This is a genomic window from Luteibacter mycovicinus, from assembly GCF_000745235.1.
Classification (GTDB): domain Bacteria; phylum Pseudomonadota; class Gammaproteobacteria; order Xanthomonadales; family Rhodanobacteraceae; genus Luteibacter; species Luteibacter mycovicinus.
This window is the reverse complement of sequence record NZ_JQNL01000001.1, coordinates 395,627-411,173: the sequence shown is the minus strand read 5'-3', so window position 1 is coordinate 411,173 and position 15,547 is coordinate 395,627. Positions and strand designations below refer to the sequence as shown.

Genomic DNA, 15,547 nt, shown 5'->3' with positions numbered 1-15,547 from the left:
GCGCCATCTGCCGAGGTTCCCCATGCGTACCGCGCGCGTCTTGTTGTTGACCCTGGCTGTCTGCCTTCCGCTCACCGGGTGCTACTACGACCCGGGCTACGGCTATGTCCGTAACGGCTCGGGCGGAGACGCCTACTACGGTGAAGAGACCACGACGACGGTCGTCGATCCCGGCTACGGCTACTACGACAATGGCTATGGCTACGGTCCGGGTTGCTGCTATTCGGGCGTCACGGTTGGGGCGGTGTGGTACGACTATGGCGGTCGTCGGTATTACCGCGGGCGCGATGGAAATTACTTCGACCGCGACGGGCATCGCGGCCCGCCTCCGGGTCGCGGCGATCGGCGACCGCCTCCCGGCGGCTGGCACGGTGGCGATGACGATCACCGGCCGCCCGGCGGCTGGCAAGGGGGAAATCGTCCCGGCGGCTGGCAGGGTGGCCGTCCCGGTGGCGATCGCCCCGGGGGGTGGCAAGGTGGCCGTCCCGGCGGCGAACGGCCTGGCGGTTGGCAGGGCCAGCGTCCGCCGCAAAACGGCGGTGCCGGAGGCGGTAACCGTCCGCCGCCGCCCGGCGGCTGGCACGGCGGTGACCGTCCTGCCGGCGGCAACCCCAATGCGCACCCTCCCGGGCAGCGTATGCGGGACGACAATGGCGCGCGTAACGATCGCCGCGGCAATCGCGATCGGTAAACGCTGACGCCGCAACGCGGACCACGCTGAGGTCGTCGCCACCTACGCTGGCGACTCTCCGAGTCGATGACCAACGGTGTTTCGCGTCCCTGCTGTCTCCCTCATTACCGTGGCGGTCGCCGCGCTGCTTGGTTGCACGTGGGTGCAAGCGGCGCGGTCGCTTCCTCCGTGGCCGGTATGTGCGCTCACGGCGTGCGTATCGCTCTGCGCGGCGCTGCGTGCGCGACGACGCCCGGCCTTATGCCATGTCGCCCTCGTGTCGGCCTTCGCGGCATGGGCGGCACTGCACGGCGTGCGAGCCTTCGAGGCAAGGCTGCCGCGTGAGCGCGAAGGCGACGATGTCACACTCGTCGGACATGTCATCGAGCTACCCCGCCGCATCGATGCCGACACCAGCTTCGTGTTCGTTCCTGACGACGCCACCGGCAACGACGCGGCCTTGCGGGGCAAACTCCGTCTCACGTGGTACCGGGCCGAGGCAGCGCCGCGCGCCTGCGAGCGATGGCGACTCACCGTACGTCTGCGTCGTCCACGCGGTTCGCTCAATCCCGGGGGCAACGATGCGGAGCGCGGCGCGCTGCAACGGGGTGTGGTGGCGACGGGCTACGTGCGCCCCTCGGCAGGCAACGAACGACTGGCGACAGGCACGTGCGTCGACGGATGGCGATCCGCGATCGCGGATGCGCTGGACCGGCAGCTCGGCCCGCGTGGTTCCCGTGTCGTCAGGGCACTCACCGTCGGCGACACGCGAGGTCTCGACGCGTCGGACTGGGACGTCGCGCGCGCGACGGGCGTCTCCCACCTCATCGCCATTTCCGGCTTCCATGTGGGGGTCGCCGCCGGCGGTGGTCTGCTGTTGGTCCGCCTGCTTTATGCGCTGTTGCCGTGGCTGGCGCTGCGCGTGCCACGGCCCATCGCACAGTCGGTCGCAGGCCTCGCCGTTGCGGGTGTCTACGGCCTGCTGGCGGGGATGGGGCTGCCGACCACGCGCACACTGTTGATGATCGCGGTAGTGGGTATCGCGGCATGTCTTCGTCAGCGGACCCATGGCCTGACGATGCTTGCCCTCGCGTTGCTGGTGGTGCTGATCGTGGCGCCGCTCTCCGTCCTGTCGGCGGGCTTCTGGATGTCGTTCGCGGGCGTCGGCTTCCTGATGGTCTGTGTCGCGCCGCGCGCACAAGGCTGGGGGGGCTGGGTCGGCGAGCTGTTGCCCGCGCAAGCCGCGATGAGTCTCATCCTGCTGCCGATGTCGCTGTGGTGGTTCGGCAGCGCCTCGCTGGCCGGCTTCATCGCCAACCTGGTGGCTGCGCCGCTCGTGAGTTTCGTCGTCGTGCCGATGTGCCTCGTCGGCTGCGCGCTGCTGGCGTGGCCGGTGCTGGCAGGCCCCTTGCTCGACGGCGCGGCGTGGTTGCTGGAAGCGCTGTGGCAAGGGCTGGCGTTGATGGCGCAATGGCCTGCCGCACGTCTGGGCGTCGCCGAAGCGGGGCTGTTGCCGGTCCTGCTGGCGACGTTCGGCGCGGCGTGGCTGTTCATTCCCCGGGGTGTCCCGTTGCGCGGTTATGGTGCCTTGCTCTGCCTTCCGTTGTTGCTGCCTCCGCGAGACGAACCGGCGCACGGCGCGTTTCGCGCATGGGTGCTGGATGTGGGACAGGGTCTGGCCGTGCTGGTGCGCACACGCTCGCATACGCTGGTGTACGACGCGGGCCCGGCATGGGCGGGAGGGCGGGACGCCGGTAGCGGCGTGGTGCTTCCCGCCGTTACGGCGCTGGGTCTGTCGCCGGTGAACCGACTGGTCATCAGCCATGGCGATCGCGACCATGCCGGCGGCGCGGCATCCATCGCCGCGCGCTATCCGTCCGCGGAGCGCCTGTCCGGCGAGCGTCGCCGGCTGTCGTTCGAGGCGGAGGCGTGTACCGCCGATCGATCCTGGTCGTGGGACGGCGTCGACTTCCGCTTCCTCGTCGTGCCGCGCGAGCGCAGTGGCAAGACGCCGGGCAACGACCGTTCCTGCGTCCTTTCCATCGAAGGGGAAGGGGGCAGGTTGTTGCTCACCGGGGATATCAGCGATCGTGCCGAGCGACGCATGGATCCGGCGTCGCTCGCCGTGGACGTCCCGACCGTCACCACGGTCGCTCATCACGGCAGCCGTCATGGCTCGAGCGACGCGTGGCTGGCCGCGGTGGCTCCGGTCCTCGGCGTGGCTTCGGCCGGCTATCGCAACCGCTTTCGCCATCCGCATCCCGCGGTCGTGCAGCGTTACCGGGCGGCCGGTGGCGACGTGGTCGTGACCGCGGATACCGGTGCCGTTCGCATCGATTTTCCAGTCCGGAACGGTCCACGGCGGGTCCGCGAGTGGCGCCGCCCGAAGGATCGCTACTGGCGCGAGTGACCGGCGCCGTGTTGCAGCGCGGTTTGACATTCCAAATTTAGAACGATTTAAATGGGGATTCCGCACTCAAGGGGATAGACGCGTGATGCGATCGAAGCAGGGTTGGGGCAGGACGGCATTCGTCCTGGCGATGGCGGCTATGGTGGTACCCGTAGGGGCCCTCGCGGCCAATCAGCGCTTCGACAGCTCATTCGAGCCGGGTGATCCCGCGCTGGCGAACAAGGCGCCGGGCGGTCTCGACGTCAGCCTGGTCGGCGGCCCGCCCGCCGAAGCCGTCCTTACGGCCAAAGCCAATGTCGGCTTCACCGGTACGCACTCACTGCGCTACGCCGGCAACTCCACGGGCGCGCCCAACACGGCGAAGCTGTTCGACACCGATATCCGCGTCGGCGAGGGCACCACGCTGTCCTGGCTGGTCTTCCCGCGCTCGAACAAGGACGACCTCGCCAATCCGGCCAACTACGTCGCCGTGGATCTCGTCTTCGACGATGGCTCCCGCCTGTCGACCACGGGAGCGCGTGACCAGCACCGTATCGCCGCCACGGCGAAGGCGCAGGGCGAAGGCCGCGTGCTCTATCCCGACCAGTGGAACTACGTCAGCGTGGATCTGGGCGCGGTCGCCAAAGGCCGTCGTGTCCGCTCCATCGAGCTGGTCGCCGACGCACCGCCGGGCGAAGCCTTCGAAGGCTTCATCGACGACGTGCGCATCGGCACGGCAACGCCTGTATCGAGCACGCACCCCACGGACTACGTGGACACGCGCCGCGGCTCCAACGCCAACGCCAACTTCTCGCGCGGCAACAACTTCCCGGCCGTGGCGACGCCGCACGGCTTCAACTTCTGGACGCCGGTGACCAACGCCGGTTCCAACTGGCTCTACCAGTATCAGGAGCGTAACGGCGACGACAATCGCCCCCGCATCGAGGCCTTCGCGCTGTCGCATGAGCCTAGCCCGTGGATGGGCGAGCGGCAGACCTTTCAGGTCATGCCCGCACAGGCGGAGTCGGGCGCACCTGCGCTGAAGCGCGAAACGCGTGCGCTGGCCTTCGGCCACGATGCCGAGGTGGCGCATCCGGACTATTACCGCGTGCGTTTCGACAACGGCGTGACCACCGAAATCACGCCGACCGACCATGCGGCGATGTTCCGCTTCACCTTCACGGGGAAGCGTTCGCAGCTCATTTTCGACAACCTCAACGACAAGGCCGAAGTCACCCTGGATCCGGGTCATCGCGCGATTCAGGGCTGGTCGGACGTCAGGAGCGGCCTGTCGACCGGTGCCACGCGTCTGTTCTTCTATGCCGAGTTCGACCGCGATGTGTCGGAGAGCGGCCGCCTGACCGGCGAGAAGCGCGACGCCGCCTCGGCATGGTTCGGCTTCGACACCGCGAAGAAGGGCAATCGCACGGTCAACATGCGCATCGCCACGTCGCTGATCTCGGTCGATCAGGCCAGGGCCAATCTCGGTCAGGAAATCGCGAGCGCCGATACCTTCGACAGCGTGCGCGAACGCGCGCGCAAGGCCTGGGACGACCGCCTCGACATGATCAAGGTCGAAGGGGCATCGCCCGACGAGCGCACGATCCTCTATTCGAACCTGTACCGTCTGTTCCTGTACCCGAACCAGGCCTACGAAAACACCGGGACGAAGGACAGGCCGGTGTGGCGCTACGCCAGCCCGTTCTCCGCGCCGGCCGGCCCGAACACGCCGACGCAGACCGGCGCACGCGTGGTCGACGGCCAGCCCTACGTCAATAACGGCTTCTGGGATACGTATCGCACGGCGTGGCCGGCTTACGTCCTGTTTACGCCGACCGAAGCGGGCAAGATGATCGACGGTTTCGTGCAGCAGTACCGCGACGCCGGCTGGATCGCGCGCTGGTCCTCGCCCGGTTACGCCGATCTGATGGTGGGTACCAGTTCGGATGTGGCCTTCGCCGATGCATGGCTCAAGGGCGTGCGTAACTTCGATGTGTCGGCGTTCTATCAGTCGGCGATCCGCAACGCCTCGACGGTCAGTGACGTGAAGGGCACGGGCCGCAAGGGCATCGAGCGTTCGCTGTTCAACGGCTACACCGACGACAAGGTGCACGAAGGCCTGTCGTGGTCGATGGACGGCTATATCAACGACTTCGCGATCGGCAACCTCGCCGCCGCGCTGTCGAAGGAGCCGGCCGCGGCCGGTGACTACAAGGCCTACGCGGACGATGCCGCCTGGTACCGCTCGCGTGCGGTCGGCTACGCCAACCTGTTCGATCCGGCCGTCGGCTTCTTCGTCGCCCGCGACCCGGCTGGCAAGTGGCGCTGGACCGACAAGGACTTCAGCCCGATCCGCTGGGGCGGCGACTACACCGAGACCAACGCCTGGAACATGGCGTTCCACGCACCGCAGGATGGTGCCGGCCTGGCCGCGCTGTACGGCGGTCGCGAAGCGCTGGCCGCCAAACTCGACCAGTTCTTCAGCGCGCCGGGCAAGTTCGACGTGGGCGACTACGGCGACGTGATCCACGAAATGCTCGAGGCGCGCGATGTCCGCATGGGCCAGTACGGCCATTCCAATCAGCCGTCGCACCACATCATCTGGATGTACGACGAGGCCGGCCAGCCGTGGAAGACGCAGGACAAGCTGCGTGACGCCGTTTCGCGCCTGTATGTCGGCAGCGAGATCGGCCAGGGCTACCCGGGTGATGAGGACAACGGCGAGATGTCGGCGTGGTGGCTGTTCGGCGCCGCCGGCTTCTACCCGCTGCGCATGGGCACGCCGGAGTACGTCATCGGTGCGCCGCACTTCCCGCACATGACCATCCGCCTCGAAAACGGCGCGAGCATCGACATCCGTGCGCCCGGCGTCAGCGACACCAATCGCTACGTGCAGTCCCTCAAGGTCAACGGCCAGGCATGGAACAAGGTCACCCTGCCGCACGAGCTGCTGGCCAGGGGCGCCACGCTGGACTTCGACATGGGTCCGTCGCCGTCGAAGTGGGGCACCGGTGAGGACGCGCTGCCGGCGTCGATCACCGCGGAGGGGGCGAAGCCTGCGCCGCTGGTCGACCTGACCGCCGATGGCGGCAAAGCCTTCGGTTCGGTCAAGGCGGACGAGCTGGCCAGGCTGTTCGACAACACGTCGGACACCACGGCTCACCTGGATGCCAAGGGTGCCGCGATCGGCTGGCACTTCGTCAGGCCGGTTACCGTGGAGATGCTGACCCTGACGTCCAGCGCGAAGCCGGCCGATCCGTCGGGCTGGGTGCTGGAGGGTTCCAGCGACGGCAAGCACTACACGCCGGTCGATGAGCGCAAGGGTGAGACCTGGCCGTGGCGTCGGCAGACGCGCGCCTTCGCCGTGGCGACGCCGAAGGCGTATGCCTGGTACCGCCTGCGTCTGGTGGCGGCTGACCCGGCAGCGGGTGTGGATATCAGCGAAGTGGAGTTCCTCGGCCACCGCTGAGAGCTTCACTCTGGCGGGGCCTGTGGACCTTGCCTGCCCTGGTAGGAGCCAGCCCTGCTGGCGATTCATGCTTGCCTCGGTTCTTCGTGGAGACTGAGGCAAGATCCTTTCGCCAGCAGGGCTGGCTCCTACCAAAGCCGGCCTCTGGAGCTGGCCGTTCGCCGTAGTGTTAAGAGCGCCTCAGTCCCTTTCCCGGGCCCTGCTATGATGCGCACCTGACTCAAAAGTACCTCCGGGGTTCACGTGCTCGAGATCCTTCTCGCTGGCGGCTGGGCATTGCTGCCGATCCTGATCTGCTCGCTGGTCGTCATGGCGATCGTGTTCGAACGCTTCTGGGCCCTGCGTCGGGCGGCCGTGCTGCCGCCGGGGCTGGGTGAAGAGGTGCGGCAGTGGGCCCGCTCGGCACAGCTGGACGCGGCGCACCTTGCCGCGCTGGAGAAGGGGTCGCCGCTGGGCGAGCTGTTCGCTGGCGCGCTGGCCGTGCGCGACCGTCCGCGTGAGCTCATCAAGGAGCGCATCGAGGACAGCGGCCGTCACGTGGTCCACCGCATGGAGCGCTACCTCAATACGCTCGGCACCATCGCCCTGATCGGTCCGCTGCTCGGCCTGCTGGGCACGGTCATCGGCCTGATCCGCATGTTCATGGGCGTGATGGCCGGCGGTATCGGCGACCCGACCAAGATGGCCGGCGGTATCGGCGAAGCCCTGATCTGCACGGCCTTCGGCCTGATCGTCTCGATCCCGGCCTACGTGCTGCACCGTTATTTCCGCTCCAGGGTGAGCGGCTACGTCGTCCAGATGGAAAAAGAGGCAACCGCGCTGCTCGACGACCTGTCGGCCCCGCGTCCCGCCGCGCCGCGTCGTCGCACCGCCGCGGAAGCCGCCGCGCCGCAGGCTGGCTGATCCATGCGCATCGGTTCCCGCCGTGAGGACGACTTCGAGATCAACGTGATCTCGCTGATCGACGTCCTGCTCACCCTGCTGATGTTCTTCGTGCTCAGCACCACCTTCGTCCAGCATTCGCGCCTCAAGGTCAACCTGCCCAAGGCGGACAGTGAGGCGCGCGAAGGCACCGACAACGCGCTCAACGTGGTCATCGACCGCGACGGCCATTACTCCGTCGGCAGCGACGAAGTGATGGGCGAGGGCATCGAGCCGCTCAAGACCGCCATCCAGCGCGTCGCGGGCGACGATCGCAATCGCCTCGTGGTGATCCGCGCCGATGCCATGACCCCCCACCAGAATGTCGTGCGCGCCATGGATGCGCTGGGCCAGGTCGGCTTTACCCGCCTGTCCATCGCCACGACGCCGTCCGAGGCGGCTTCGGCCCAGTGAGTACTCCACGCGTTTCGGTCTGGGATGTCCGGACCTGGCAGACGTACAAGCGTCTGCTCAGCTACACGAGACGGTTCCGCACCGCCGGCATCATCGCCATCATCGGCATGATCATCGACCCGGCCTGCCTCTCGTTGTTCACCAACCTGCTGCAGCCGCTGATCGACAACCTGTTCATCGCACGCGATCCGCACACGATCTTCTGGATGCCGATCTGGATCATCTGCATCTTCGCGGTGCGTGGCGTGGCCTCGTATTGCACCGACTACGGCATCGCCTTCGTCGGTCGCAACGTGGTCCAGGCGATCCGCATCGAAGTGTTCGCGGCGTATCTGCGCCTGCCGTCGACGTTCTTCGCCAGGGAGCCGTCGGGTCAGCAGATCTCCCGCATCACCTACACGAGCGAGCAGGTCGCGGCGGCATCGTCGGATTCGCTCAAGGTCGCGGTGACGGAAGGCCTCACGGTCGTCGGCCTGCTTGCGGTCATGCTCTATCAGAGCGCGTATCTCGCGATGGCGTTGCTCGTGCTGGTGCCTTGCGTGGTGGTCATCGTCACGGTGATCAGCCGGCGCTATCGCAAGATCAGCAAGCGCATCCAGGGCAATATGGGCACGGTGACCAGCGCGGTCGAAGAAGCCGTCGCGGCCAATCGCGAAGTGCGCATCTACGGCGGCCAGGCGCGCGAGGGCGACCGCTTCGGCGCGATCGCCGACCGCCAGCGCCGGCTCAATCTCAAGGTGTCCGCCACCAGCGCAGCCTCCAGCGCGACCATCCAGACCGTCGGCGCCATGGCGCTGGCGACATTGGTGTTCCTGGGCACGCGCCCCGGCGTCATCGAGACGATCACCCCGGGCGTATTCACCGCCGTGCTGACCGCGATGGGCGGCATGCTGCCGTCGCTGAAGCGACTGGCCGGCATTCAGTCGAACCTGCAGAAGGGCGTGAGCGCGGCGGAAGACCTGTTCGCGATCATCGACGAGCCGCCGGAAGTCGACCATGGCACCGAGAACCTGGTCCGTACCAAGGGCGACATCCGTTTCGAAGGCGTCAAGCTTGTCTACGAGCGCAACGACCATATCGCGCTGCGCGGCGTCGACCTGGTCTGCGCCCCCGGCACGGTCACCGCCCTGGTCGGTCGTTCCGGTAGCGGCAAGTCCAGCCTCGTCAGTCTGCTCCCGCGTTTCTACGAGCCGACCGAAGGCAACATCCTGATCGACGGCCGCGACTATGCGCAGTACACGCTGGCCTCCTTGCGCCGACAGATCGCCTGGGTCGGCCAGCACGTGGTGCTGTTCGACGACACCGTCGCCGCCAACATCGCCTACGGCGAGATGGCCGGTGCCGCCGAGGCGGACATCATCGCCGCCGCGAAGGCCGCCAACGCGATGGAGTTCATCGAGCGCCTGCCTGAAGGCCTCAATACGCAGATCGGCCAGGGCGGCAACTCGCTCTCCGGGGGCCAGCGCCAGCGCATCGCCATCGCCCGCGCCATCCTGAAGAACGCGCCGATCCTCGTCCTCGACGAAGCGACCAGCGCGCTCGACACCGAATCCGAGCGCCTGATTCAGGACGCGCTGACCCGCCTCATGCGCGACCGCACCACGCTGGTGATCGCGCACCGCCTGTCCACCATCGAACACGCCGATCAGATCGCCGTGATGGAGCAGGGCCGGATCATCGAACTCGGCACGCACCGCGAGCTGCTCGACAAGCAGGGCCAGTACGCCGCCCTGCATCGCATGCAGTTCCACGAGCAGGTCTCCGAGGGCTGACCGTGGCCCTCGGTACGTCGTTACAGAGGCGTTGGTACGGGGGCGGGAAGCCGCCCTTGTGGACGCTGCCTCTTGAAGCGTTGTACCGCGCCGTTGTCGCTCGTCGCGCGGAACGTTTTCGACGTGACGCATCGAGCGTTGTGAAGCTGTCCGTGCCGGTTGTCGTGGTGGGCAATATCACCATCGGCGGTACCGGAAAAACACCGCTGATCGTCGCGCTGGCCAGAGCGATGGCCGAGCGCGGGTTCAAGCCCGGCATCGTGAGCCGCGGGTACGGTGGGTCCGAGCGTGGCCCGTACCTGCTCACCGGCAGCGACGATCCCTCGAAGGTCGGCGACGAGCCCACCCTGATCCGCCAGAGCGGCTTTCCTGTCGCCATCGGTCGCGAGCGTCCCGAAGCCGCGCAACTCCTGATCGATGCGGGTTGCGATCTGATCCTCGCCGACGATGGCCTGCAGCACCACCGCCTCGGTCGCGACGTGGAAATCTGCGTCATCGACGGCGAGCGCCGCCTCGGCAACGGCCACCTGCTGCCTGCGGGCCCGCTGCGCGAACCGGCCAGTCGCCTCGCACAAGTCGACTTCATCGTCGTCAACGGCCACACCGGTCAGCCGAACGAAATCGTCATGACGCTGGAAGGCGGCATCGCGATCAACATGGCCGACCCCTCGCGCACGGCACCGCTCGCCGACTTCGCCGGCCGCCCCGCACATGCCGTCGCAGGCATCGGCAATCCGGCGCGGTTCTTCGCCAGCCTGACCGCGCAGGGCATCGCCGTGGACGGTCACCCGTTCGCCGACCATCATGCATTCACCCGCGACGACTTGACGTTCGCCGACGGTTGCCCCGTCCTGATGACTGACAAGGACGCGGTGAAATGTCGTTCGTTTGCGCGCGAGAACTGGTGGCGCGTCCCGGTGAGTGCGTCGTTGCCGCCGTCGTTTTATGACGAAGTCGCGGCGTGCGTCGCACGTAAGCGATCATAGATAAGGTTTTCTGACTGGAGTTCGCATGAAGCATGGAACAGCTTGGGTCGTCGGCGTATGCGGGCTTCTTTTTTCGCTCCAATCAGTCGCGGGCGCCGCTTCCTTCATCGGCATCCGTCCGGGATATGCGGCCTGTCTTGACGCTACCGAGGGTCCTGACCTCGATTGGATCGGCTGCTCGCGTAATGAATTCGGATTCCAGGATGTGCGCTTGAATGCGGCTTACCGGACACTCCTGAGCAAACTCCCGGTCGAACAGCGATCTGAGCTGAGGGCAAGTGAGCGGGCATGGATTTCTGCGCGCGATGGCGTTTGTGCCAATAGCAAAGAGGACGGGCAAGGCAAGCCGTTGACGGCGAATGATTGCGCCGTCGTATTCACTGCGCGCCGTGCATCCGCTCTTGAGGTCGCCCTGACGTCTGGAAACATAGATCGGCTTATCGCCACTGACGATCCGTCCTGGCGTGGCGAATATGGCGCATTCGCGCCGCCAGGCGGGTCCGTATACGCGTATCAACCGGGATTTTTATCGGACTCTTCGACGCCGGGCGCGGTTTTAGTGACGACCGCAAGTTCAGATTCGAAGTCCGATCGCTCGGTGGAGCTGTTCGTTCCCGACGGCGAGGGTCGGTTGCGAAAAGCCGTGAGTAATTCACGGCTTGTTCCTTGCGCAGGATGTGGTGGGCTGCACGGTGATGACCCGCTAGCCTACGTATGGCTGGCGCAAGGTCGACTGCTGGTCGTGACGAGTGGGGGCGGCCGTGAGCGATGGTCGAATACCTATGCATTCAAGTACTCAGATCCAGCGAAGGCCTGGATCTTGTCCAGCGCGCTATTTGGCGAGAAAGACACGGTGACAGGTCAGGAGAAGCGCCGCCTTCTCACGTCCAGGGACTTTGGCGTTGTGAGGTTCGAGGACGCGGATCCAGCGCAACTTTCAAAGTTCAACAAGGTTTGATGAGTTCATCGTCGGAAGCGAGCCGATAAGGCGCAAGCACCTTCAACTGCTACAGATGCCCAGGGGCTCGGCTAGCGGCCCAGTCACGGAGCGAACCGCCGCTCGACCCCACGCTGCCTTACCGTCCGAAAGAGCCGGCGGGTGCCACCCTCGCGTCCGGTAGCCGCAGGCGAGGGCTCCGACTGGAAGAGGCCCGCAAGGGGGCCGGTCACGGATGACCGGCCGTTTTCGGGGAGGCAGGGACAGCCGACTCGAAAACCCCCAGTCGGAGCCCGACCCGGCCGTAGGCCATTGAAATACGGCCGCGGTAGCGGCCTTTCCCTGAGGGGTCGCCGCAGGCGTGGGCGCGAGGGTGGCACCCGCCGGCTCTTGCTCGTGCCGCCCGAACGCGGAAAGCCAAACGCGATGGCGAAGCCGAGCCCTCAGCTTAAAGCACACAAAAAAGGCCGGTCAAAAGACCGGCCTTCGAATAGCGAAGAAGTCGGAGCGCCTGTTACTGCACCCGCGACACGTTCCCGTTCTCGTCCACCACCACGATGTCGCCCTGGCGAATGGCGCTCGCATCCTTCACCTGGACATTGGTGTACCCACCACCGCCCATCTTCAGACGCAGCGTGTAGCTCTCGCTGCCGCCACCTTTGCCGATCGCGTTACCGGCGAAGCCGCCGCCCACCGCGCCGCCGACAGTAGCCAGCTTGCGGCCGTTGCCCCTGCCGACCTGGTTGCCGAGGACGCCGCCGGCGATGGCGCCGATGACCGCACCCGCGGTGCCGTGGTCGCGGCCCTGGACGACGTTGTGTTCGATGCTCTGGACGACGCCGCACTGGTCGCAGCGGACGTAGATGCCGTCGCTGCGGGTCAGCGTGGCGGCCGAGGCCGGCGCGACTGCCGCCGTGGCGAGCAGGGCGGCCAGGGGAAGGCCGAGGACGGTCTTGACGTTCATGGAAAACTCCTCATTCGAACGGCGGGGACGGTGCCGTAGTGGGACCAGTCTAAGCATCGCTGCTGAATGGATGGCGAGCACGATTCACACTTCACACAAAGACTGGATACTAGGGGCATGACTACCGCCATCCTGTGGTTCCGCCGCGATCTTCGTCTTGCAGATAACCCCGCTCTCGTCGAGGCGATGAAGGCGCACGACCACGTCGTGCCGCTGTACATCCACGCCCCGGAGGAGGAGGGCGAGTGGGCACCCGGCGCCGCCGGGCGCTGGTGGCTGCACCATTCCCTCGCGGCGCTCGATGCCTCGCTTGGCGCACATCGCGGGTCGCTGCAGATTCTGCAGGGGTCGAGCCTCGATTCGCTGCGCGCAGCCATCGAGGCCACCGGCGCCACGGCCGTGTACTTCAACCGGCTCTACGAACCGAAGGTCATCCGTCGCGACAAGGCCGTGCGCAAGGCGCTGGAGGAGGACGGTATCGACGTCGCCTCGTTCAACGCGTCGCTGTGGTGCGAGCCCTGGGACATCGCCACGAAGCAGGACGAGCCCTACCGGGTGTTCACGCCGTTCTGGCGCAACCTCCGCACGCGGATCGACGAGGTCGGGCCGGTCGAGGCGCCGTCCCCCATGCACCTGGCGGGCCTGCCGACGTCGATGGCGCTGGACGACCTGGCGCTGTTGCCGACACTCGACTGGGCCAGAGGCTTCGACGAATGGACGCCGGGCGAGCGGGGCGCTCACGAGATGCTCGAACTCTTTGCCGACGATGCCGTGGGCCACTACGTGGAAGGTCGCGACCTGCCTGCGAGGCATGGCACGTCAAGGATGTCGCCGCATCTGCACTGGGGTGAGATATCGCCCCTCCAGATCGCCGCGGGTCTGCGCGCCCACGCGGCAAGGACGAAGAAAAAGCCCGACATCGAGCCCTATCTGCGGCAGCTCGGCTGGCGCGAGTTCGCGCATCACCTGCTGTTCCACTTCCCCAAAACCCCGAAAGAAAACTTCAACCCGAAGTTCAACCGATTCCCCTGGGCGAAGCGCGATGCGCACGCGTTGCGCCGCTGGAAGCAGGGCAAGACGGGCATCCCCATCGTCGATGCGGGCATGCGGCAGCTCTGGGCCACCGGCTGGATGCACAACCGCGTGCGCATGCTGGTCGCCAGCCTGCTGACGAAGAACATGCGTCAGCACTGGGTGCTGGGCTCGAAGTGGTTCTGGGACACGCTGGTCGACGCGGACCTGGCCAACAACGCTCTGGGCTGGCAGTGGGTGGCGGGCAGCGGCGCCGATGCCGCGCCGTACTTCCGTATCTTCAACCCGGTGACGCAGTCGGAGAAATTCGACAAGGACGGGGCATACATCCGGCGCTGGGTGCCTGAGCTTCGCGATGCGCCCGGACGCCTGGTGCATGCGCCGTGGGAAGACGAAGCGTTCCTGAAGGCGTCGGGCTACCCGCGCCCGCTGGTCGACCTGAAGGCCACGCGCGACGACGCGCTTACGGCTTACCAGGCGTCGAAGAGCGATCGGGTGCCGTCCGCGGATCGTGCAGACGGCTGAAGATCCAGCTGGCACTGAGGGTGATCAGCCCGAGCACGATGACCGACCAGCGGAACGCCCAGACATAGCCCTGGGCGTTATGCGAACCGAGGAAACCGGCCATCAGCAAGGATGCCAGCGCGATGCCGAAGCTCATCGACAGATACTGCGCGGTCGAGGCCATCGAGGACGCCTGCGAGGCGTACTGCACGTCCAGGTCCACATAGGCCAGCGTGTTCATCGAGGTGTACTGCAAGGACATCACCGCGCCGTAGACGTAGACGAAAATGACGGTGACCCAGGCCGGCGTGTCGGCCGAAAGCAGCGCGAAGGAGCAAAGTACGGCCGAGACGGCGATGGTGTTGCCGAGCAGCAGGCGGCGATAGCCGAACTGAGTGAGCAGACGGTTGATGAAAGGCTTGACCGAGATCGAGCCGATCGCCTGCGGCACCATCATCATGCCGGCTACAAGGGGCGACCAGCCGCAACCGATCTGCAGGAACAGCACCAGCAGCAGATACATGCCGGAAACGCCCAGCCGCGTGAACAGGTTGCCGGCCAGCGAAACCCACACGCTGCGCACCTTCAGCAGCGATAGGTCGCTCACCGGGAACTCGGTACGACGGCTATGCCGGACGTAAAGCATGCCCGTCGCGATCGCGGCAACCGCATAACCGAGCACGAGGGGCCAGTGGCCGTCGCCACCGGCGGTCTCGGCGGCCATCAGCAGCAGCGCCGATGCGCCGGCAAACAGGATGAAGCCCAGCGTATCGAAACGGTGCGCGGTATCCAGCCGGTAGTCCGGCATCTCGCGGCGATTCAGCAGCAGTCCGACGATGCCGACCGGGACATTGATAAGGAAGATCAGCCGCCAGTTGGTGAACTCGACCAGCGCGCCGCCGACCAGCGGGCCGACCACCGATCCCAGCAGGCCGAAGGTGGCCACCGTCGTCATCGAACTGACGAACTCCCGGCGATCGATACTGCGCACCAGTACGTAGCGACCCACCGGCATCAGCGCCGCGCCGCCCAGGCCCTGGACGATACGCGAGGCGACCAGCTGCGGCAGGCTCTGGGCCACACCGCACAGCAATGAGCCCAGCGCGAAGACCAGGATCGCGCCGCCGAACACGCGGCGTGTGCCGAAGCGATCGCACAGCCAGGGGCTCATCGGGATGAAGATCGCCAGCGTCAGTACGTAGCTGGTGAGGGCGGTGCGCATGCTCAGCGGCGTCACCTCCAGCGCGTGGGAGATGGCGGGCACCGCGGTGTTGACGATCGTCGAATCCAGCGCCTGCATGAAGAATGCGGCTGACACCAGCCAGATCAGGCCGCGATAACGCGCCTTGCTGGACGGCTCTGCCGGAGCGAGGGCCGGTCGATCGGTGGGTAGGGCGTGGACGTCGGTCGAAATGGGGGTGTCAATGACGTCGGTCGAGGGCATGATCCGGGCGATTATAGCGGATCGAAACCTTGCTTTTGACGCGCC

Annotated in this window: 11 protein-coding genes; 9 read left to right on the top strand and 2 right to left on the bottom strand. The window is 66.5% G+C overall.

The window, feature by feature from the left end:
* Positions 1-22 precede the first annotated feature (22 nt).
* The 8 genes from FA85_RS21755 to FA85_RS21300 all read left to right on the top strand — a co-directional run bounded on the left by FA85_RS21755 (position 23) and on the right by FA85_RS21300 (position 11,579).
* Entirely contained in the window at positions 23-691 is a 669-nt protein-coding gene (locus FA85_RS21755) for a hypothetical protein (RefSeq protein WP_051943535.1), read from the top strand.
* A 76-nt stretch (positions 692-767) separates the two neighbouring features.
* Complete coding sequence (locus tag FA85_RS01820; RefSeq protein ID WP_156108715.1) at positions 768-3,080, top strand: DNA internalization-related competence protein ComEC/Rec2; 2,313 nt, start codon at positions 768-770, stop codon at positions 3,078-3,080.
* A gap of 85 nt (positions 3,081-3,165) precedes the next feature.
* The gene (locus FA85_RS01815) at positions 3,166-6,528 is read left to right on the top strand and encodes a GH92 family glycosyl hydrolase (protein WP_036112593.1); all 3,363 of its coding nucleotides are present in this window, start codon (positions 3,166-3,168) and stop codon (positions 6,526-6,528) included.
* A 243-nt stretch (positions 6,529-6,771) separates the two neighbouring features.
* A complete protein-coding gene (locus FA85_RS01810; RefSeq protein ID WP_036112596.1) occupies positions 6,772-7,431 on the top strand; it encodes a MotA/TolQ/ExbB proton channel family protein in 660 nt (219 codons plus the stop codon).
* 3 nt (positions 7,432-7,434) lie between these two features.
* On the top strand, positions 7,435-7,863 hold the full coding sequence (locus tag FA85_RS01805) for an ExbD/TolR family protein (RefSeq protein ID WP_036112599.1): 429 nt from the start codon (positions 7,435-7,437) through the stop codon (positions 7,861-7,863).
* Positions 7,860-9,635, top strand: coding sequence for a lipid A export permease/ATP-binding protein MsbA (msbA, locus tag FA85_RS01800; protein WP_036112602.1), 1,776 nt, complete (start codon positions 7,860-7,862; stop codon positions 9,633-9,635). The genes FA85_RS01805 and msbA overlap by 4 nt, the downstream gene beginning before the upstream one ends.
* A 2-nt stretch (positions 9,636-9,637) precedes the next feature.
* Positions 9,638-10,621 carry a tetraacyldisaccharide 4'-kinase gene (gene lpxK / locus FA85_RS01795; protein WP_036112604.1) on the top strand — a complete coding sequence of 328 codons (984 nt, stop codon included), beginning with the start codon at positions 9,638-9,640 and terminating at the stop codon, positions 10,619-10,621.
* A 25-nt stretch (positions 10,622-10,646) separates the two neighbouring features.
* Positions 10,647-11,579, top strand: a complete 933-nt coding sequence (locus FA85_RS21300) for a lysozyme inhibitor LprI family protein (RefSeq protein ID WP_081907440.1) — start codon at positions 10,647-10,649, stop codon at positions 11,577-11,579.
* A 493-nt stretch (positions 11,580-12,072) separates the two neighbouring features.
* Here the strand turns inward: FA85_RS21300 and FA85_RS01790 are convergent, their stop codons facing one another.
* Positions 12,073-12,522: a glycine zipper 2TM domain-containing protein gene (locus tag FA85_RS01790; protein ID WP_036112607.1), complete on the bottom strand. Its 450-nt coding sequence runs from the start codon at positions 12,520-12,522 to the stop codon at positions 12,073-12,075.
* Between the two features lie 117 nt (positions 12,523-12,639).
* Here FA85_RS01790 and FA85_RS01785 point away from each other — a divergent pair, with 117 nt between their 5' ends.
* Positions 12,640-14,079, top strand: coding sequence for a cryptochrome/photolyase family protein (locus FA85_RS01785; protein ID WP_051943538.1), 1,440 nt, complete (start codon positions 12,640-12,642; stop codon positions 14,077-14,079).
* On the opposite strand, the gene FA85_RS01780 is transcribed toward FA85_RS01785, so the two are convergent.
* Positions 14,018-15,502: an MFS transporter gene (locus FA85_RS01780; RefSeq protein ID WP_081907441.1), complete on the bottom strand. Its 1,485-nt coding sequence runs from the start codon at positions 15,500-15,502 to the stop codon at positions 14,018-14,020. The two genes, FA85_RS01785 and FA85_RS01780, sit on opposite strands and share 62 nt — an antisense overlap.
* Positions 15,503-15,547 lie beyond the last annotated feature (45 nt).